At 54.7% G+C, this 20,672-nt stretch carries 19 protein-coding genes; all 19 read right to left on the reverse strand.

The window, feature by feature from the left end:
• Positions 1-12: 12 nt before the first annotated feature.
• Entirely contained in the window at positions 13-930 is a 918-nt protein-coding gene (locus BN2106_RS11785) for a dihydroorotate dehydrogenase (protein ID WP_050698783.1), read from the reverse strand.
• A 16-nt stretch (positions 931-946) separates the two neighbouring features.
• Positions 947-1,708 carry a dihydroorotate dehydrogenase electron transfer subunit gene (locus tag BN2106_RS11790; protein ID WP_050698784.1) on the reverse strand — a complete coding sequence of 254 codons (762 nt, stop codon included), beginning with the start codon at positions 1,706-1,708 and terminating at the stop codon, positions 947-949.
• Positions 1,705-2,637, reverse strand: a complete 933-nt coding sequence (gene pyrF, locus BN2106_RS11795; RefSeq protein WP_050698785.1) for an orotidine-5'-phosphate decarboxylase — start codon at positions 2,635-2,637, stop codon at positions 1,705-1,707. The genes BN2106_RS11790 and pyrF overlap by 4 nt, the downstream gene beginning before the upstream one ends.
• 70 nt (positions 2,638-2,707) lie before the next feature.
• Complete coding sequence (locus BN2106_RS11800; protein ID WP_050699455.1) at positions 2,708-3,961, reverse strand: dihydroorotase; 1,254 nt, start codon at positions 3,959-3,961, stop codon at positions 2,708-2,710.
• A 408-nt stretch (positions 3,962-4,369) separates the two neighbouring features.
• The gene (locus BN2106_RS11805) at positions 4,370-6,115 is read right to left on the reverse strand and encodes an NADH-dependent [FeFe] hydrogenase, group A6 (protein ID WP_050698786.1); all 1,746 of its coding nucleotides are present in this window, start codon (positions 6,113-6,115) and stop codon (positions 4,370-4,372) included.
• Positions 6,116-6,133: 18 nt separating this feature from the next.
• Positions 6,134-7,927, reverse strand: a complete 1,794-nt coding sequence (nuoF, locus tag BN2106_RS11810) for an NADH-quinone oxidoreductase subunit NuoF (RefSeq protein WP_050698787.1) — start codon at positions 7,925-7,927, stop codon at positions 6,134-6,136.
• Positions 7,928-7,939: 12 nt separating this feature from the next.
• Positions 7,940-8,311, reverse strand: coding sequence for a (2Fe-2S) ferredoxin domain-containing protein (locus tag BN2106_RS11815; RefSeq protein ID WP_050698788.1), 372 nt, complete (start codon positions 8,309-8,311; stop codon positions 7,940-7,942).
• 2 nt (positions 8,312-8,313) lie between these two features.
• The gene (locus BN2106_RS11820) at positions 8,314-8,868 is read right to left on the reverse strand and encodes an ATP-binding protein (protein WP_050698789.1); all 555 of its coding nucleotides are present in this window, start codon (positions 8,866-8,868) and stop codon (positions 8,314-8,316) included.
• A gap of 1 nt (position 8,869) precedes the next feature.
• A complete protein-coding gene (locus BN2106_RS11825; protein ID WP_050698790.1) occupies positions 8,870-9,364 on the reverse strand; it encodes an NADH-quinone oxidoreductase subunit NuoE family protein in 495 nt (164 codons plus the stop codon).
• A gap of 262 nt (positions 9,365-9,626) precedes the next feature.
• Positions 9,627-10,349 carry a PHP domain-containing protein gene (locus tag BN2106_RS11830; protein ID WP_050698791.1) on the reverse strand — a complete coding sequence of 241 codons (723 nt, stop codon included), beginning with the start codon at positions 10,347-10,349 and terminating at the stop codon, positions 9,627-9,629.
• Positions 10,346-10,678: a DRTGG domain-containing protein gene (locus tag BN2106_RS11835; RefSeq protein WP_050698792.1), complete on the reverse strand. Its 333-nt coding sequence runs from the start codon at positions 10,676-10,678 to the stop codon at positions 10,346-10,348. Before BN2106_RS11835 ends, BN2106_RS11830 begins: the two co-directional genes overlap by 4 nt.
• Positions 10,656-11,984 carry a [Fe-Fe] hydrogenase large subunit C-terminal domain-containing protein gene (locus tag BN2106_RS11840; RefSeq protein ID WP_195891840.1) on the reverse strand — a complete coding sequence of 443 codons (1,329 nt, stop codon included), beginning with the start codon at positions 11,982-11,984 and terminating at the stop codon, positions 10,656-10,658. Before BN2106_RS11840 ends, BN2106_RS11835 begins: the two co-directional genes overlap by 23 nt.
• A 2-nt stretch (positions 11,985-11,986) precedes the next feature.
• The gene (locus BN2106_RS11845; RefSeq protein WP_050698793.1) at positions 11,987-12,430 is read right to left on the reverse strand and encodes an ATP-binding protein; all 444 of its coding nucleotides are present in this window, start codon (positions 12,428-12,430) and stop codon (positions 11,987-11,989) included.
• Positions 12,427-12,777: a DRTGG domain-containing protein gene (locus BN2106_RS11850; RefSeq protein ID WP_050698794.1), complete on the reverse strand. Its 351-nt coding sequence runs from the start codon at positions 12,775-12,777 to the stop codon at positions 12,427-12,429. The genes BN2106_RS11845 and BN2106_RS11850 overlap by 4 nt, the downstream gene beginning before the upstream one ends.
• A 166-nt stretch (positions 12,778-12,943) precedes the next feature.
• Positions 12,944-13,933 (reverse strand): hypothetical protein, encoded by a 990-nt coding sequence (locus BN2106_RS11855; protein WP_050698795.1) that lies wholly within the window; start codon positions 13,931-13,933, stop codon positions 12,944-12,946.
• A 12-nt stretch (positions 13,934-13,945) separates the two neighbouring features.
• Complete coding sequence (locus BN2106_RS11860) at positions 13,946-15,760, reverse strand: TasA family protein (RefSeq protein ID WP_050698796.1); 1,815 nt, start codon at positions 15,758-15,760, stop codon at positions 13,946-13,948.
• 251 nt (positions 15,761-16,011) lie between these two features.
• Positions 16,012-17,922 (reverse strand): ABC transporter ATP-binding protein, encoded by a 1,911-nt coding sequence (locus BN2106_RS11865; RefSeq protein WP_050698797.1) that lies wholly within the window; start codon positions 17,920-17,922, stop codon positions 16,012-16,014.
• The gene (locus BN2106_RS11870; RefSeq protein ID WP_050698798.1) at positions 17,919-20,147 is read right to left on the reverse strand and encodes an ABC transporter ATP-binding protein; all 2,229 of its coding nucleotides are present in this window, start codon (positions 20,145-20,147) and stop codon (positions 17,919-17,921) included. The genes BN2106_RS11865 and BN2106_RS11870 overlap by 4 nt, the downstream gene beginning before the upstream one ends.
• Positions 20,144-20,545 carry a MarR family winged helix-turn-helix transcriptional regulator gene (locus BN2106_RS11875; RefSeq protein ID WP_050698799.1) on the reverse strand — a complete coding sequence of 134 codons (402 nt, stop codon included), beginning with the start codon at positions 20,543-20,545 and terminating at the stop codon, positions 20,144-20,146. The genes BN2106_RS11870 and BN2106_RS11875 overlap by 4 nt, the downstream gene beginning before the upstream one ends.
• Positions 20,546-20,672: the final 127 nt, after the last annotated feature.

Consider the following 20,672-nt stretch of genomic DNA (forward strand, 5'->3'; position numbering starts at 1 on the left):
CCTCTCTTTGTATCAGTTTCCATACGGGCACACGGCGCCGGTCAGCTCCGTAACGGAGGCAATATGATTTTCATCCAAATAGCGGTTCAGCCCATCCAGAATCTTCACCGGGGCATATGGGTCCGTAAAGAGCGCCGTGCCGATCTGCAGCGCCGACGCGCCCGCAAGAAGCATTTCTACCGCGTCCTGCCAGGTGCTGATTCCGCCAAGTCCCACCACAGGCACCTTGACCTTCTGCGCTGCCTGCCAGACCATGCGCACCGCCACCGGGAACACCGCCGGGCCGGAAAGGCCGCCGGTGTTGTTGTGCAGAATCGGGCGGCGGGTACGGATGTCAATGCGCATGCCGGTCAGCGTATTGATCAGGGAAATTGCGTCTGCGCCGCCAGCTTCCGCCGCTTTTGCGATCTCTCCAATATCCGCTACATTCGGGGACAGCTTGACCATTAACGGCTTTTTGCAGTACTTGCGCACCGCAGAGGTGATCTCCTCCACCCCCTGACAGGAGGTTCCAAACTGCACCCCGCCCTGTTTGACGTTGGGGCAGGAGATATTCAGTTCCACCAGATCGACGCTGCTGGCGGAAAGCTTGTCTGCCATACGGCAGTAATCCTGCTGTGTGTTGCCTGCAATGTTGGCGATAACCACCGTCCCCTGCTGCTTCAGCCAAGGCAGGTCCTTTTCAATAAAATGATCGACGCCGGGGTTCTGCAATCCCACCGAGTTGAGCATACCGGACGGCGTTTCCGCGATGCGAGGCGGCGGATTGCCCGGACGTTCCATCAGCGTAATCCCCTTGCAGGAGATGCCTCCCAGCGTGGAGAGCGGATAAAATTCCTGATATTCCCGCCCAAATCCAAAGGTGCCGGAGGCGGCGATCAGGGGATTTGCAAAATCCACTCCCGCAATATTTACTCGTAAATCTGCCATATTGTACCGCCCTTCCTCACTCTAAACAAACTTCCTGATAGGGGAACACCGGCCCATCCTTACAAACGTGGCCGTAAAACTCCTTGCCGTCCCGATGAAGCTTACAGGCACAGCCTAAGCAAGCGCCAATCCCGCAGGCCATGCGCTCTTCCAGAGAAATCTGACATTCCACACCGCGTTCCCGCGCAACCCTGCACACCGCTTTCAGCATCGGCATGGGGCCACAGGCATAAATCACGGAGAAGTCCAGATCCTGCAAGCAATCCGTCACCACACCGTGGTGGCCCGCCGTCCCGTCGTCCGTCGCAATGCGGACGGCACAGCCCAAAGCTGCAAAGTCATCCTGTAGAATGACTGCATCCTTACTGCGAAATCCCAGCACCGCCGTTGCATTGTGGCCATAGGCTGCCGCGACGCCCAGCAGAGGCGGCACGCCGATTCCACCGCCAACCAGCACCGCTTTGCGGGAGGGGTCTCCCAGCTGAAACCCGTTTCCGAGCGGCGCCAGGATGTCCAGATCATCACCCTCGTTCTGTTCCGCCAGAATTTGCGTGCCCTCTCCCCGGATTTGATAAACAAAGCGCAGCGTCTCTTTTTCCCGGTCAATCCCACAGATGGAAATGGGGCGGCGAAGCGTTTTGCCCGGCACATAAATATGCGCAAACTGACCGGCCTGCGCTGCCTGTGCAAACTCCGGGCTATGTACTGTCACATCAAAAATACCCTTAGCAATCTCCCGCTTGCGCAAAATCTTGCACTGCTTTACATCATATTTCATAACTGAATCGATCCAATCTCTCCAATAATTTCATCGCGCATCCGCACCGCCTCCGCGGCAGCGGCTTTGGCGAAATCTGCTTCCGGCGCGTTCTGCTTCTGCCACGCGCACAGGATGGAACGGGAGGCATTGATAATCGCACCGCAGCCATTTACATCGAATGCCGGAGCGACGTCCTTTGCACCGCCTCCCTGCGCGCCGTAACCCGGCACCAGGAAGAAGGTATGCGGCAGAGCCGTGCGAAGCTCCTTGAGCTGCTCTGGGTAGGTCGCGCCGACCACCGCGCCCACACCGGAATACCCGTGCGCGCCGGGAAGCTGTTCGCCCCAGGATTCACAAAGCGCCCCCATGGTGGCATACAGCGTCTTGCCGTCGTCAAACGTGCGGTTCTGCAGCTCTCCGGAGGATGGGTTAGAAGTTTTCACCAAAATGAAAATGCCCTTATCCTGCTCTTTGCAGATGGACAGCAGGGGATTTACACCATCGGAACCAAGATAGCCGTTTACGGTGAGTGCATCGCCGTTAAACGGGACACAGCATTCGCCCTCCACGTCCACTGTGCCGAGATGCGCCGCGGCATACGCTTCCATGGTGGTGCCGATGTCGTTGCGCTTACCATCGGTGATGACGAACATACCCTTTTCACGCGCATACGCGACGGTGTCGTGCAGCGTCTTTACCCCCTGCCAGCCGTACATTTCATAGTACGCGCACTGTGGCTTGACCGCCGGAACGATACCGCATAACGCGTCGATTAACCCTTTATTATACTCCAGAATGGCGGCGGCGGCGCCATCCAGATTCTTGCCATGCTGTGCAAACGCTTTCTCCTTGATATAGGACGGGATATACGCCAGTTTCGGGTCAAGGCCCGCTACTGTGGGGTTCTGCATCTCTGCAATTTTCTCAATCAATCTGTCAAACGACATTTTCATTCCTCCAAGGCGATTATTTTACGCCCACCGCTCACAAAAAACGGCGGACAGTCATGCCAGTCTATCAGGTATCGCGGTACACGATTTTTCCTCTGCAAACGGTATATTTAACCTTGCCTCTCAACGTGCGGCCTTTAAAGACCGCATTACGGCTCTTTCCATGAAGCTTATCCGGATCCACGGTCCACTTCTCTTTCTCATCAAACAGGACCAAATCCGCAGACCGGCCCGCTAAAAGCGCTCCCGCCGGAATATTTAACAGCCGCGCCGGCGCCGCGCTCATCAAGCGCAGCAGGTCGCCGAGCGTCAACAGGCCCGGCTGCACCAAATAGGTAATTCCAGCCGCCAACGACGTTTCCATTCCAATACTTCCGTTCGGTGCGGAAGCAAAATTGGCCTTATCCAGCGGCGTATGCGGCGCGTGATCCGTTGCAATTGCATCGATGGTGCCGTCCTGCAACCCTTCAATAACCGCCTGCCGGTCGCGCTCCGTGCGCAGAGGGGGACTCATCCGGTAATCCGCGTCTTTTGCGCGCAGCAGCTCGTCCGTCAAGCTGAAATAGTGCGGGGCTGTCTCCGCCGTCACCCGTACGCCGCGGCGCTTTGCGTCGCGGATCATGGCAACGGACGTGCGGGAGCTGACGTGGCAAATATGAATTGGCACGCCGTAGGCTTCCGCCAAAGCGATTTCCCTTGCGGTACCGCAATCCTCTGCCGAGGCCGGCACACCTGGAACCTCCAGCTCTTGGGAAACAACACCTTCGTGCATCAGGCCTCCTTTTGAAAGAAACAGGTCTTCGCAATGGGAAACCACGCACAGCCCCAGCCCGGGTGCCGCCTGCATGGCCTGCGCCATCAGACGGGAATCCACCACAGGGCGTCCGTCGTCGCTCAATGCAATTGCCCCCGCCTCTTTCAGCGCAGACAGATCGTTCAGTTGCTCGCTCCGCAGCCCCTGTGTAATCGCAGCGGCAACATAAACGCGCGCGTCCGCCTGTTCCGCCTGTTCTAAAATGTAGCGCACCGTATCCGGTGTGTCGATCGTCGGCTTTGTATTCGGCATGCAAAGCAGGCTGGTTACACCACCCGCCGCCGCCGCTTTACAGCCTGTCAGAATGTCTTCTTTTTCCGTAAATCCGGGATCCCGCAGATGAACGTGCATATCCACCAATCCAGGCGCGGCAACCAGACCGTCCGCCCAAAGCTTTTTTGCATCCGGACAGTCAATTTTTTTACCAATAGCAGTGATCTTTCCATTCTCAATCAGGATATCGCCTGTTTCATCCCGTCCATTCACAGAATCGACAATTCGTGCCATTTGTATCAGCAGCTTTTCCAAAGTGCACCTCCCAAAAGCATTTCTATTTTTGAAATGATACCGCAAAGAGGCAAGGCCTCTATCACAACCGTATTCTGTTTTTACAAGCGTCAATCGGAAGTTCTGCTTCCGGCTACGGTATTGAAGCTATTATAACATATCCGTGGACCGTGCAACAGTCCAACGGCTGAAAACGGTTCATTCGGGATATGATTCATGCTTTCTCATTCCGGTATGATTCAATGTTCTCTCAGCCGTCGGGGGCTTCGCCTCCGCTTACGGCGTGAGGTTATTATACCGTATTGGACAGTAAAAAGCAAAACCTTCCAACTTTCTGCTGCAAAGAACCCGAAGCGACAGTTGCCGCTTCGGGTTCTTTAAAATGCGTGACATCCACGCCGAAATTTATTAATATTTCTTGCGCGCCACGTAGCTGGTGTGCAGGAGCTCATGCGCCTTATGGCTGCCGGGCTCGCCCAGATACTCATCGTAGACCAGCTTGATCAACGGGCTCTCGTGGCTCTTGCGCAGCGGGAGGTTCTTGTCTTCCTCATACAGCGCCTTGGCACGGTCCGCCTTCAGGTCTGTGAAGCTGCGCACGGTGGACGACTGGATCGGCTGGCCGCCGCCGTTGACGCATCCGCCCGGGCAGCACATGATCTCGATAAAGTGGTAATCCGCCTCGCCGCTGCGAACCTTCTCCAACACCTCATTGGCATTGTTCAGGCCGCTGACGGCCGCAACCTTGACATCCATACCGCCGATATGGTAAACCGCTTCTTTGATACCCTCGGTGCCGCGCACCTCGGTATACTCGATGTTCTCGACGCTCTTGCCTTCCAGAACATCTGCTGCGGTACGCAGAGCCGCTTCCATTACACCGCCGGTCGCGCCAAAGATGGCGGCCGCGCCGGTGGAAACGCCCATCGCGTCGTCAAAGTCCTCATCCGGCAGGTTGACGAAGTCCAGATGCGCCATGTTGATCAGGCGGGAAAGCTCGCGGGTAGTGATCGCAATATCGGTATCCGGCAGTTCTTCGCCTGCCGCGCTCATATCGTCGCGCTTGATCTCAAATTTCTTCGCGGTGCAGGGCATGACGCTCACAACCACGATATTTTTCGGATCCAGATTGTTCTTCTCTGCGAACCAGGTTTTGATCATTGCGCCGGTCATCTGCTGCGGGGATTTGCAGCTGGAAACGTTCGGCAGGAGATCCGGGAAGTAATGTTCACAGAATTTCACCCATCCGGGAGAGCAGGAAGTGATCATCGGCAGAACGCCGCCGTTTTTCACTCTTCCGAGGAATTCGGTGGCCTCTTCCATGATGGTGAGGTCCGCACCGAAGTCGGTATCAAACACTTTATCAAAGCCCAGACGGCGCAGCGCTGCAACCATCTTGCCCTTGACGTTGGTTCCAACCGGCATACCGAAGCATTCGCCCAGCGTTGCACGGATGGCCGGAGCGGTCTGTACCACGACGTACTTCTCCGGATCGTTGATCGCGGCCATCACATCGTCGCACTGGTCGCGCTCGGTGAGGGCGCCGGTCGGGCAGCTTACGACGCACTGGCCGCAGGATACGCAGGCCACGTCGCTCAGCGGACGCTCAAACATGCAGCCGATATGGGTATCGAAGCCGCGGCTGTTCGGGCCGATGACGGATACATGCTGATTGGCGCACGCTGCGACGCAGCGGCGGCACAGGATGCACTTGCCGTTGTCGCGCACCAGATAGTCGGTGGTTTCATCGACCAGCGCTTCCGGCTTGGAACCGTCGAAATATTCGGCGTCGTCCACGCCGAGCTCATAGCACAGCGACTGCAGCTCGCAGCTTCCGCTGCGCTTGCAGGTGAGGCATTTTCTGTCATGCACAGAGAGCAACAGCTCCAATGTCAGCTTTCTGGACTGCTGCACCTTGGGCGTATTGGTGAAAACCTCCATCCCCTCGTTGACCGGATAAACACAGGCCGCCACCAGGGAACGGGCGCCTTTTACTTCTACAACGCACATACGGCAAGCGCCGATTTCGTTGATGTCCTTCAGGAAGCACAGGGTCGGGATATTGATTCCCGCAAATCTTGCGGCCTCCAAAATGGTGGAACCAGCCGGCACTGAGAGGGGCATGCCGTTGATTTTGATATTGACCATACTCATTGTTGGCACACTCCTTTCTTATCTCTTCACAATTGCGTTGAACTTGCACTTCTCCATGCAAGCGCCGCACTTGATACATTTGACCGTGTCTATCACATGCGGCTTCTTGACCGTACCGGTGATAGCGCCAACCGGGCAGTTGCGCGCGCAGAGCGTGCAGCCCTTACACTTGTCCTCAATGATATGATAGTTGGTGAGAGCCTTGCAGGCGCCCGCCGGACAGCGCTTCTCCGTGACGTGCGCGATGTACTCGTCGCGGAAATAGTGCAGCGTGGACAGCACCGGGTTCGGTGCGGTCTGGCCCAAAGCGCACAGCGCGTTCTCTTTCAGATACTCGCACAGCTCTTCCATCTTGTCGATGTCTTCCAGGGTGCCGTTGCCGCTGGTGATCTTGTTGAGCAGCTCCAGCAGGCGGCGGGTGCCGACGCGGCAGGGCGTACATTTGCCGCAGGACTCGTCAACGGTGAATTCCAGGAAGAACTTCGCGATATCCACCATACAGGTGGTGTCGTCCATGACGATCAAACCGCCGGAACCCATCATGGAACCGATGGCAATCAGGTTGTCATAGTCGATCGGCACATCCATCTGGGAAGCCGGGATGCAGCCGCCGGAAGGTCCGCCGGTCTGTGCCGCCTTGAAGGTGTGGCCGCCCGGAACGCCGCCGCCGATTTCCTCGACGATCTCGCGCAGGGTGGTGCCCATCGGCACTTCCACCAGGCCAGTGTGCTCGATCTTGCCGCCGAGCGCGAACACCTTGGTGCCCTTGCTCTTCTCCGTACCCATGGAGGAGAACCAGTCGGCGCCCTTGAGGATAATCTGGGGGATGTTGGCCCAGGTCTCGACGTTGTTCAGGATGGTCGGTTTGCCGAACAATCCCTTAAGCGCCGGGAACGGCGGACGGGGACGCGGCTCACCGCGCTTGCCTTCGATCGAGGTCATCAATGCGGTTTCTTCACCGCATACGAATGCGCCCGCGCCGAGGCGAAGCTCAATATTAAAGTTAAAACCACTGTCAAAGATATTATCGCCCATCAGGCCGTATTCCTTGGCCTGATCGATGGCGATCTGGAGACGTTTGACCGCGATCGGATATTCCGCGCGGACATAAATATAGCCCTGGGACGCGCCGATTGCATAGCCGGCGATCGTCATGGCTTCCAACACGGCGTGCGGGTCGCCTTCCAAGATGGAACGGTCCATAAACGCGCCTGGGTCGCCTTCGTCAGCGTTGCAGCAGACGTACTTCTGATCCGCCTGGTTCTGTGCAGCAAAGCTCCACTTCAGGCCGGTCGGGAAGCCCGCGCCGCCGCGGCCGCGCAGCCCGGATTTCTTCATTACATCAATGACCTGTTCCGGCGTCATTTCCGTCAGGGCCTTACCCAGCGCCTGATAGCCGTCCACTGCTATGTACTCGTCGATGTCCTCGGGGTTGATCACGCCGCAGTTGCGCAGCGCAACGCGGTTCTGTTTTTCATAGAAAGGCGTGTGGTTCAGGGACTTGATGGCATCGGAATTCTCCACCACGGTCTCTTGGTACAGAAGTCTCTTGACGATTCTTCCCTTGAGCAGATGCTCTTCCACGATCTCCGGCACATCCTCGGGCTTTACCATGCTGTAGAAAGCGCCTTCCGGATAGATGATCATGATCGGGCCGAGCGCACACAGGCCAAAGCAGCCCGTGCGAATCACATTGACCTCTTTTTCAAGGCCCTGTGCGGCAATTTCTTCTTTGAGCTTATCAATGATCAGCTCGCTGTTTGAGGAGGTACAGCCGGTACCGCCGCAAACCAATACATTGGAACGATACATTTTGCAGCCTCCTTATTTTGAATTTGCGCCGATGGTGTATTCTGTCACGACATTGCCGTTGACCAGATGATCGTTGACAACACGCGTTACCTTTTCAGGGGTCATCTTGACATAGGTGACCTTTTCCTTACCGGGCTCCACGATCTCGACGACCGGCTCAAACTGGCAGATGCCGATGCAGCCCGTCTGGGTCACCATGACGTTCTGGAGGCCTCTTTTTGCCACCTCGTCCACAAGGGTGGTGAGGACCGGGCGCGCACCCGCCGCAATGCCGCAGGTGGCCATGCCGACCAGCACGCGGATTGCGTCGTCCTGTCCCTCGCGCAGCGTCACTCTGCTGCGGGCTTTATCACGGATTGCCTGAAGTTCAGCTAACGACTTCATAACTATATTTTCTCCCCTTTGATGCATTCTGTTTGTTCTTCGAGGTATTCCCTGATCCACGCAACGACATCCGGCGTGTTCAGCTCCACCTCTTCTCCAAGAATCCCGCGCAGTTCGCGGGTGTCCAGGGTAAACTCGCGTTCGTCCATCTTGTGATGGAACACAAAATCCCGGTCCGTGTTGCAGGTAATCAGCAGCAGCACGGTGGAATTGATGTCTCCCAACGGGATAAAATCCACGTGGGACGGCACAAATTCCGCACGCACAGTCGTGCCCTCGCCGGGCACAGAGTGAATCTGCAGCCCGCCGCCCGTCATTTCCGCCTCCATTTTAAAAAGCGGAATGCCGAGGCCAACCTTGCGCGTGGTGCGCGTCGTAAAAAACGGGTCCGTCACCCGGGCCACCTGCTCCGCGCTCATGCCGCGGCCGTTGTCGATGATCGAAATCACCAGCCGGTCCGCCGCGCTGCTCTGGCAGACATCTATCGTGACCAGACTCGCCCCCGCCGATATGGAATTCTGCGCAATGTCCATCACATTTAAAGACAGTTCACGCATATCAGTTGTACTTTGCCAAAATACCGTCGATTTCTTCCGGCACCAGACGGCCGTAAACGTCGTCGTTGATGGTCAGAACCGGAGCCAGGCCGCATGCGCCGATACAACGGCAGGCGGTCAGAGAGAATTTTCCATCCTCGGTGCACTCTTCCGGCTGGATGCCCAGATTCGCGCTGACCTTGTCCAGGATCGCCGCCGCGCCTTTTACATAGCACGCGGTGCCCAGGCAGATGGAGATGTTGTATTTACCCTTGGGGGTAAGGGAAAACTGGGAATAGAAGGTCGCCACGCCGAAAACTTCCTCCAGCGGTTTGCCCAGACCTTCCGCCACCATGGTCTGCACTTCTACCGGCAGATAGCCGTAGATTTCCTGTGCTTCCTGCAGAACGGGCATGATTGCGCCCTTGTCGTCCTTGTGCTTTTCAATAACCGCGTGCAGTTGTTTCTCCTGCTCCGGGGTTCCACTGAAAGGCAGATTGCTGATTTTTTTTTGCATTCTCGTTCCTCCCTGTGATTTCAAATGCGGCGTTCCATTAAAAATTCGGACAGAACGCCCCATATGCATTGTTGTTAATTATAGCATAATGCACGACTAAAATCTACATTTTCTACTAAATTTTCATGATTCCTTGCTTTTTTTCCATGGGAAATTCATTTGTTTGTTATAATTTTATCAATTACCCCTTGATATATCGCATCCCCTGGGGATTCTTCCATAGATTGTTACTGATTTAACAGATCGGATTGTTTTATTCCTCTTATTTGCCCTTTGGCTCATTTAAAAGTTGAATCAAACCTTTTGCGGAACACGCCGGCAGCTCCAAGCTGCACGAAGGATCCCGCATATGTTCCAGATAATGGGAATCAGAATTGTGCAAATGTCTCAATGCTGTAAGCTCCGGGTTGGTTTTCAGCAGCTTTTCCAGGCTGCCGTTAAAACTAATCTCTGCCGTGCGAAATCCGGCTTCCGGCGGAATCGCGCCCAAGGATGCGATCACGCTGTATGCCGGCTTATCCACATGCGCGGGAAACGCCGTCCCGCCAAACCGCACCGCCTCCCAATAGACACGGTTGACACTGATCTGCGTCGCGTTGATGAGCAGGCGCTCCTCCTCGTCAAGGATATGGTCTTCCGCGTCCATCACATACTGATGGCCAAAAATTTCCGGCTTGTTCCGGATGGAATAGCTCTTCTCCTTCACATACGCTTCAAAAGCCTCCGCGGACGGCACATCCGGAAACAAACAGACCACATGCGCCTCTTCCTCCGTGCAAAGCTCCATGCCCGGTATTACAATCAGCCCCGCCGCTTCTCCTGCCTGAACCGCTGCCGACGTATTCCGGCAGGTATTGTGATCCGTCAGGGCGATGATATCATATCCCAGCAGCTTTGCCATGTTCACCAGGTTGCAGGGCGTCATATCATCATCGCCACAGGGAGACAAACAGGAATGCAGGTGAAGATCGTAAAGCGCCCTCATTCCTTGAGCAGCTCCGCCAGCCGCGCTCCCAGCTCATAGCTGTTCTTTTCGCTGCTCAGCACAATGATTTCCTGCTGCTCCGCACGCTGCCGCGCATCCTCGTCCAGTCCCGCATTGTCCGTAAGAACAATGCAGGCCGCGTCCGCCAGGGACGCCACCGCAATGGCGTTGACGTTGCCCATCACCGTGAACCAGGCCGCGTCCGCGGGCAGGCGCGCCATGACCCAGCTGAGCAGGTCGCCCGTATAACCTCCCGTCACCTCACGCGAAAAGTCGCCCTCTACCAATTGTTTCAAGTCCAGCTTTTCATACAGTTCCTTTACCGTCATCGGTTCCGTCCTCCTTATTATGTCCCGGCACAAAACCGCCCATAGAGGACAGCGCCTGGGCCACATGCTTGATCTCTTCCCGCAGGACAAAGATGCATTCGTTCTCTTTTGCCGCGCCTTTCACAACGTCTTCCGCAAAGGAACGGCAGGTGGGCGCGCCGCAGGAGCCGCAGTCCAGCCCGGGAAGCCGCGCGGCGATCTCGTCCATTTCTGCCATCATGCGCAGCGCCTCTCCCATGTCGTCGGATAGCTTGAGCACCGGTGCAAATTCCAGGTTGTCCTGCCACTGCATACAGGGCGGGACATCCCCTTCCAGATGGTTCTGCGATACCGGCAAATAGCGGCGCAGCCGCTGTAAGCGTGCCTTTGCCACATATGCGTTTTCCACGCAAAGCACGCCGCCGACGCAGCCGCCCGCACAGGCGTTCAGCTCGATGAAATCCAGCTCTTTGATGCGCTCGTCTTCCAGCTCCTCCAGCACACGGATCACATTGTCCACGCCGTCCGCCGCCAAATATTTATCGTTGAGCAGGGCGGCGGATTCGCCGCCGCTGGACGCCCAGCCGACACCGATTACGCCGGACTGCATCATCGGCTCCACCGCATCCGCGTGCTCCATCTTTTCCACCAGTGTTGGAAAAATCTCGCTGATGGCGATGGCGCCGTCGACATACGAAGTTTTGGAATTGATCGGACATTTGGTATCTGTCACTTTAGCCGGACAAGGCGTGATAAAAAAGGCCCCGATCTTTTCGAGCGGAAGTCCCGTCTTCTTCATCGCTTCCTTTTTGACAATGCGCGCCGCCGTCTCCATGGGGGAATTCAGCGGCAGCACGTGGGAGCAGAGGTCCGGGAAGCGCACACGGATCAATCGCACCACCGCCGGGCACGCCGAGCTGATCACAGGGCGCTCCAGGACGCCCTTCTGCATCAGTTTGCGTGTTGCGTCGGAAATGAGTTCCGCACTGCGGGACACCTCGTACACCTCGTCAAAGCCAAAGGCCTTTAAACCGGTGAGCACAATGTCGATGTCGTCCAGGTTATTGAACTGCCCGAACAGTGCAGGGGCGGGAAGGGCAATTTTATATTCGTAACCGTCCAACAGATCCAGATGATCAAATTTTGCACGCTTGGCATGATGCGGGCAGACCCGGATACATTCGCCGCAGTCAATGCAGCGCTCCGAAAGGATCAGCGCCTTGCCGTCGCGCACGCGGATCGCCTCCGTGGGGCAGCGCTTGATACAGTTGGTACATCCCATGCATTTATCCTTGTCCAAAATGACGGAATGGAAAAACTTATCCAAAATTAATCACCGCCTGCTTTGCTCCGATCCGTGAAAACAGTCATATGTAAGGTCGTTCCCTTGCCGACCTCGGTGTCTATCTTCAAAACGTCGGAATACTTTTTTATATTGGGCAACCCCATACCCGCGCCGAAGCCCAGCGAACGCACGTTATCCGGCGCGGTAGACCAGCCCTCCTGCATGGCTTTGCTCACATCCTTAATACCGGGACCATGGTCCTCCAGCGCCACATAAATTTTGTCCGGATCAATCTCCACGTGCGCCGTGCCGCCGCCCGCGTGAATCACCATGTTAATTTCTCCCTCGTACATGGCGATCGCGACGCGGCGGATCACATCCGAGCTGCAGCCGATCTTTTTCAGTTTTCTCTTGACGTCGCTGGATGCCGCGCCCGCCTGGGTGAAATCGTCTCCCGGAACTACATAATCAAAATGCAGGGTACTCATGTAACGTCACATCCCCCTGACAATCCATTTGTATACAGCAGGCCGCATGCGGTGAACATCCGGTAGGGTGTGCGCAGCACCGTCATGTCCTTTTCCTTTGCCAGCTCCAGGATGGTATCATCGACCTCCTTGCCGCGCACAAAGATGATGCAGTGCATGTCCATCATCTCCGCCGTGCGCACCACCTGCGGATTGGTCAAGCCTGTCAGCAGGACGGACTGGTCCTTCACAAAGGCCAGCACATCGCTCATCATATCGCTTCCGCACGCTGTGCGCACTTCCACATCCAAATCCCCTTCCGCAAGGATTTCCGCCTTTAAAATTTGTACTACGTCGCGTACTGTCATAGAACTTTCCTCCCATTTCATCCTATACAATGTTTTTGGATACGGCATTCTAAATTTTATGCATTTTTATTATAACATATCACAGAAAAGGAAACAACAAAAAGGAAGCCCCGGCAGACGATTTTAGAAGAATCGCCTGCCGGGGCTTTTTAAAAAAGGTTTCTGATCAGTTGTGCGTACTAACCGCGGTAACCTGGAATTTTACTTCTTGCGGATTGAACGCGCCGTCGGAATACGTCACGCGGTAAGACTGCCCTTTGGGATTGGGCATGTAGCTCTTTTCTGCGAGATACTTATACACAAGATCGTCATCGACTACCTTTGTCCCATAAGCATCAAAATGAATGGTGTAGGATAAATCAGGAATCACATCCCCATCTGAATTGACAAACTGAACGATAAAGTCTTTCTCGATTTCAGACGGATCCTTTTTCTGGAACTCGTAAATTACGGAGTAGGTCCCTTCTGACAAACGGATGGACGCGCCCGGCTGCTGCTGTGTGGAACCTGGAACGGTACAGTGGGCAAGCTTCACTGTGGAATCTGTAATGGTAAAGCCCGCAGACGCCAGTGTTGGAATGGTAAAACTCCCATAACCGGAATCCTGATCCAGCTCCACCGTATATGTTTTTGGATTGCTCTGCGTAGGGCCTGTCCACGCGCCGGTTTCTCCGCGGCCATAGACATGCACGGTTGCGGTCTTCTTTTCCGGTTCCGCACTTCCTTTCAGATAATAAACCAGTTCATTGCCGCCATTAAAGAGCAAAAGATTTTGTCCCTCTTTTTTGTCTCCGCTATGGGTGGATACATAGTCAACCGCGGAAGTGCCGTGAAGGTCGCAGAAGGTGCTGAGGGAAGGAATCTGAAACTCGTCAAGGCTGACATTATATTCGCCCAAATCAATGGTAATGAGCGGTGCTCCATAACGTGTGGAATAGGTAACCGGATATCCGTTATATGTTGAGGGTTTATCCGTTTTTAAGGTCGCGGACGCGTTTGGCGCCAACGCCGTTGTCCACCGGATGGTAACTGTGGTTGTTTTTTGCGAAGCCCTCGTTTGAGCCGCCGCAACAATGGAAAATGCCGTTATGATCAGTGCCACCGTCAGCCCAACCGCAAGGAAGCGTTTCCATCTTTTACTGCCTGTAAATTTCATAATGCGTCCTCCTTATTCATAGATTCCATCGTTTTGGACAATCGTCTGACTGTTAAACAGCCTGCCTTCATCATCTGCAACCAGATAACCGGCTGTATGACCGGTTGTTGTGATATTCCGGATGATGCCGGAGGACTTGTTTTCAGAAACAATACCGCCCACACAGCACACGCCGCGCACATTTACACCGTTTTCCGGAGCGGCCAGCGAACAATTTTCGATTGTGCCGGCATTCACTACAGCCAGGCCGCCAAGGTGCATATGGCATAAATGATGATCTGCCAATATCAATTCATATTGCGCCAAACCTGCGTTAATGGAACCGGTATAGCTGCAAGCTTTCATCACTGCATTTTTTGTGTTTGTGGAAACAAGCCCGCCAAAGTAGCAGTTTTTACCTTCATTCGCTTCCATTGCTTCATCCGTACGCAGGGTGCCGTTGATATCGACCGAAGAGGTGCAATTTTCTATGGTTCCGGCATTGACTACCGCGATGGAGCCCACGTCATTGCCGCTGCTGTTAATGGTTCCTTCAACCGTCAGGTTCTTTAAAACGCCCGTATTGTTTACAAACAGGCCCAAATTGTCCACACCGTTTATGGTATAGCTGACCGTATATCTGGCGCCTTGGTATTCGCCGTTCAGTCCGCCGCTGATGGACTGGGTGGGGACGTAATCGCTGCCAAGCGCAATGTCAGCACCCAAAACAAAGAACTTATCACTGTAATCGCGGATTTTATTAAACTGCCGCTTGTTCATGATCAGGAACGGGTTTTCCTCCGTGCCGTCACCCCCGGAAAAATCGGAATCCCCTTTCTTCACGGTGAACACGACGGTAGCGGGCACAGCCAAACCGGTCTTGTCATCGACGGTTACCGCCTCCGCCTGATCTTCCGGATCATACACATAGCCGGCCGGCGCCGCGTACTCCGCCGCGGAAATATCGGCGCTGTTTTTCAACGTAATGAACTTGCTGGCAGCCAATTCGCCCGCCTGGCCACCCTCACGCCATTCAAGTTTTACATTGTCTTTAAACCGGTCCACATCCCCATCGGGGCTGCCGCCGCTCGCGCCTTCATCCATTTGATACGCGTTGAACATCAGGTCCGCATGGTAGTGCCTGCCCTGGTATTCGTTGCCGACAGTTTCCGGCAGATAGCCCGCGATCACATAGGTTTCATCGCCGCCCGCCGGAAGCATCGCCGTGGTGTATACGGTTTTGGTTTCCGGCTCCGTGTTATCCGTCGCCAATGCATCCGGATCGGCTACCGTATTGTCATAAGACTGATTCAGGTTGACGTCTTTGATTCTTTCCCAGCTCGTACCGGTATTCTTGTAGATAAAAATTTTCAAAACTTTTTCCAGGCCATTGGTACAGGGCACATTGTTTTTCTTGTCCCAGTGAATCGTTTTGCCATCCTCGCTCAAGCCGGTATTGCCTTCGCCCGCTTTGCAGAAATCCCCCAGATTGACGGAAATATCCACCTTCGTGGGCAGCGTGCCGCCGTTGGTAATCTTAACCGGCTGGAAATAAACCGGAGCCGGATCAAAATCACCGATGTTCATACCGTTCTTGTCTACTCGGTTGTGTCCACCCGTCGGATTCAGTTCTTTTTCAAAGTTTTCATACTTCATAGGACGCAGATTTTTAAATTCCAGCGTCGTCTGGCCTTCCACATCCGGCTTCACACTGATATCCAGCACGCCGGCGGAAAAGTTGGCGTTGACTTTCTCCGTGTCGGTAAACCATGCCATCGTTCCTCCGATCAACAGGCTCAGCACCAACAGCACGGAGACACCTGAGAGAATGATTCTGCTTTTTTTCATGTTTGGTCTCCTCCTTTTTATGTTACAAGCGGGCGCAGGATATACCATAATTTGGCATATCTTTTTCTTGTTTTTGTATTATACCATATGTTGCAGAAAAATGCACGTAGAATTATCCGAATCATTTTATAAAAAATGACCAAAAATCGTTCAATTTATACCAAACCATTTTTGGCACAAAAAAAGGGCTTATCTTTTCGATAAGCCCTTTTCGTATGATTATAAGGAAATTACTGCGGACATTTTTCCTCTTACGACTCTGCCAACGGCGTGGAAACCTTTTCAAACTGGCTGTTGTACAGATTTGCATAGAAGCCATTCTTCGCCATCAGCTCGTCGTGCGTGCCCTGCTCCACAATGTCGCCATCCTTCATGCAGAGGATCAGGTCAGCGTCGCGGATCGTGGACAGCCGGTGCGCAATCACAAAACTGGTGCGGCCCTTCATCAGGTTATCCATCGCCTTCTGAATCAGCACCTCCGTGCGGGTATCAACGGAGCTGGTCGCTTCATCCAGTATGAGAATCTTCGGGTCGGACAGGATCGCACGCGCGATGGTCAGCAGCTGCTTCTGCCCCTGGGAAACATTGCTGGCCTCCTCATTAAGCACCATATCGTAAGCGCCCGGCAGGGTGCGCACAAAATGGTGTACCTGTGCGGCCTTCGCCGCTACCTTCACCTCGTCGTTGTCCGCATCCAGCCTGCCATATCGGATATTTTCGCGGATGGTGCCGTTGTACAGCCAGGTATCCTGCAATACCATACCGAAGACAGAGCGCAGCTCATCGCGGGAGAAATTGCGGATATCGTAGCCGTCGATCAGAATCGCACCCTCGTTGACATCGTAGAAGCGCATCAACAGCTTTACCATGGTGGTCTTTCCGGCGCCCGTGGGGCCGACAATCGCCACCTTCTGGCCCGGCAGAATGTTGGCGCTAAAGTCGTTGATGATCGTTTTATTGGGATTGTATCCAAATTTGACATGTGCAAACTGTACACTGCCATGAATATGAATCAGGCTGTCGCTATCCGGCACGCCGTCGTCGTCATTGATATGCACAATCGGCACATCCGGCGTTTCTTCCGGCTCTTCCAGGAATTCAAACACGCGCTCCGCGGCCGCCGCGGTCTGTTGCAGGATATTGCTGATATTGGCAACCTGCGTGATCGGCTGGGTGAATTGGCGTACATACTGGATAAACGCCTGAATACCGCCCACGTCCAGACGGCCGCCGGAAGCCAGCCAGCCGCCGATGATGCAGACGACCACATAGCCCACATTGGCGACAAAGTTCATCACCGGCATCATCAGGCCGGAGAGGAACTGCGACTTCCACGCGGAGTGATACAGGGTTTCATTATAGCTGTCAAATTCCTGCACGGAGGCCTCTTCGCCGTTAAATGCTTTCATCACCATGTGCCCGCCGTACATCTCTTCGACGTGGCCGTTCACGTGGCCCAGATATTCCTGCTGCGCCGAGAAATATTTCTGGGAACGCTTGACAATCTGTAGAATAAAAATCAGAGAAACCGGGATGATGCACAGCGCAACCAGCGTCAGCTGCCAGCTGATGGAAAACATCATAATCAAAATACCCACGATGGTTGTCACCGAAGTGATGATCTGCGTGATGCTCTGGTTCAGCGTCTGGCTCAGCGTATCCACATCGTTTGTCACACGGGAGAGAACCTCGCCGTGGCTGGTGGTATCAAAATAGTTGAGCGGCATCCGGTTGATCTTCTTCATGATGTCGTTGCGCAGATTGTACGTCACACGCATGGAGACGCCCGTCATGACCCAGCCCTGAATATAGGAGAACGCCAGGCTGATCAGGTACAGCGTCAACAAAAACAGGATAATTTGCAGGATGCGTCCAAAATCAATGCCGGTCCCGGTGCCTGCAATTTTCCCCATAATGCCGTTAAACATTTCTGTGGTCGCAGTACCCAAAATCTTCGGGCCCACGATCATAAACACAGTGGACAGCATGGCAAACACCAGCACAATGGCGACGCGGATTTTATACCGTCCAAGATACCGCAGCAGCTTTCCCATACTGCCTTTGAAATCCTTTGCCTTTTCCGTAGGCGCTCCCACCGGTCCATGCCCGCCGCCAAACGGGCCATGTTTTTTGGGCGCCTGGGCTTTCATCGGACTGCTCATGCCAATTCCTCCTCTGAAAGCTGGGAACGGGCGATTTCCTGGTACGTCCCACAGGTCCGCATCAGTTCCTTATGGGTGCCGATTCCCACAATTTTGCCTTCGTCCAGCACAATAATCTGTTCGGCGTCCATGATGGTGCTGACGCGCTGGGCAACAATCAGCACAGTGGAATCGCCGGTATCCTTTTTCAACGCGCGGCGCAGGGCGGCGTCGGTTTTAAAGTCGAGCGCCGAAAAGCTGTCGTCAAAAATGTATACGGGCGCCCGTTTCGTCAGCGCACGGCCGATGGACAGGCGCTGCTTCTGCCCGCCGGAGACGTTGGTTCCTCCCTGTGAAATATCCGTGTGCAAACCGTCTGGCATACTCTGAATGAATTCCGCGGCCTGCGCCACCTCGGCAGAACGTTCAATCTCCCGATCCGTCGCATCCGGGCTGCCGTAGCGCAGGTTGGACGCGATATCTCCGGAGAACAATACGCCCTTCTGCGGTACATACCCGATGTTTTCCCGCAGCTCATGCTGGGGGATTTTACGGATATCCACGCCGTCCAGTAAAATTTTTCCGGAGGTTACATCGTAAAAGCGCGGGATCAAATTGATCAGCGTCGATTTGCCGGAACCGGTGGAACCGATGAACGCGGTGGTCTGTCCCGGCAGGGCCGTAAAGCTGATATCCTGCAATACGTCGTCCTCGGCATTGCTGTAGCGGAAGCTGACGTCGCGGAATTCAATTTTTCCCGTTGCTCTCTCCTTCAGGTGTACCGGCTGCTCCGCGTCGCGGACCGTCGGCTCCGTCTCCAGCACTTCCGCGATACGGCTGCCGGAAACCGCCGCACGCGGCACCATAATGAACATCATGGAGATCATCAGGAAGGACATGATCACCTGCATCGCGTACTGCATGAACGCCATCATGTCGCCCACCTGCATCATGGACTGTTCGATCTGGTGGCCGCCCACCCAGACAATCAGCAGGGAGACCACGTTCATGATAAACATCATGGCGGGCATCATGGCAACCATCACACGGTTGACAAACAGGTTTGTGCTGGTGAGGTCTTTATTGGCATTCTCAAAGCGTTCCTCTTCAAATTTCTGCGTACCGAACGCACGGATAACCATCATTCCGCTGAGGTTTTCCCGGGTGACCAGGTTCAGCTTGTCGACCAGCTTCTGCACAATTTTAAACTTCGGCGTGACAATGGAGAACACCACCACCACAATGCCGATCAGGATGAGCACGCCCAGCGCGATGATCCAGCTCATGGAAACGCTTTTGCTCAATGCCATCAAAATGCCGCCAATGCCCATGATTGGCGCAAGGCAGATCATGCGCAGGCCCAGAATCAGCAGCATCTGCACCTGCGTCACGTCATTGGTGGTACGCGTGATCAGGGATGCTGTGGAAAATTGGTCGAACTCGTCGTTCGAGAAGCTTTCAACCTTGCGGAACACATCCCGGCGGAGATTCTTCGCCGTGCCTGCCGCAACCCGCGCCGCCAGCAGGCCCACACAGATCGTCGCAACCGCGCCGGCCAACGTCAGCAGCAGCATGAACAGGCCGGTTTTCAGGATATAATTGCTCTGGATCTGGTTCACATCTACGCCCAGTTCCTTGTAAAATTCGCGCGTCATGGCGACGCCCATCTGCCCGCCCATCGAGCTTTGGGAGGCCTCCGCCAGCTTGCGCGCCTGCTGAACCGATTCCTCCGGAAGCTGTTCCAGCATGGGAAGCGCACGGTAAAGCTCTGTGAAATCAAGGTCATGCAGACTCATCTTATCGGCGGACAACTCCACGTCCCCCTGTTCGTTGGCGCCCTTCATCACATTGGAGAAGGTCATGACGCTTTTCTCATACGCTTCGGCCAACTGCTGCACCTGCTCCGGCAATTCCGCGCGCAGCACATAGATATTCGTGGAAGCAAGCGCCGGATAAGCGGAACGGTAAGCTTCCGCTTCCGCGCTGCCGGCGTCGATTTTCTGATATGCGCCGTCCATCCGGTCCTGCTCTTCCTCCGTCATAAAGGTCTTGATCAGCGCAAAACCATTTTCACTGACGGCCTGGGGCGTCAGATCCTCTATGCCGCCCTGCTGAATGCCAACATTGACAATATTGGACATCAGGTTCGGCAGGTTCAGGTCGCACATCGCCTGGCCGAACAGCAGCAGCACACATGCTATAATGGGCCAGGTGTACGGCTTTAAGTACCTTGCGAGTTTTCTCATCGAGTGGATTCACCCTTTCCCTCTGATTTTTTCTGGTTTCTCATCTCATCCATAATGTCAAACAGCCGCGTGGAAAGCTGAATCAGCTGATCCGTCTCCTCTTTGCCCATCCGCCGTTCCACTTCTTCCATGGTGGCAAACAGGTCCTCCCGCGCTTCCTCCAGCAGGGCTTTTCCCGTGGGGGTGAGGGACACAAATACGGCGCGCCGGTCATTCTTTGTCATACTGCGGACCACAAGGCCCTTGCTCTCCAGCGAATTCAGCATTTGAGACACGGCGGGCATCGACATATTGGTCCGTCGGCTGATCTCGGAAATGCGCACGCCGGTCTCTTCCCCGTGTTCCTCCTGAACCTTGCCGCAAAGCGCAATGCCATGCATCATGAAAAATGCGCTCATAGGCAGTCCTTCCGCCTGAGAGAGAAACGGCCTGACGCTGCGATAACGCCAAAACAATTCCAATAATCGACTATAACACGGTCCCATTTGTAAAAATCCTCCTTCAATGCTTCCCCGCTGCACGGCT

Source organism: Anaeromassilibacillus senegalensis, assembly GCF_001261775.1.
GTDB classification, from domain to species: Bacteria; Bacillota; Clostridia; order Oscillospirales; family Acutalibacteraceae; genus Anaeromassilibacillus; species Anaeromassilibacillus senegalensis.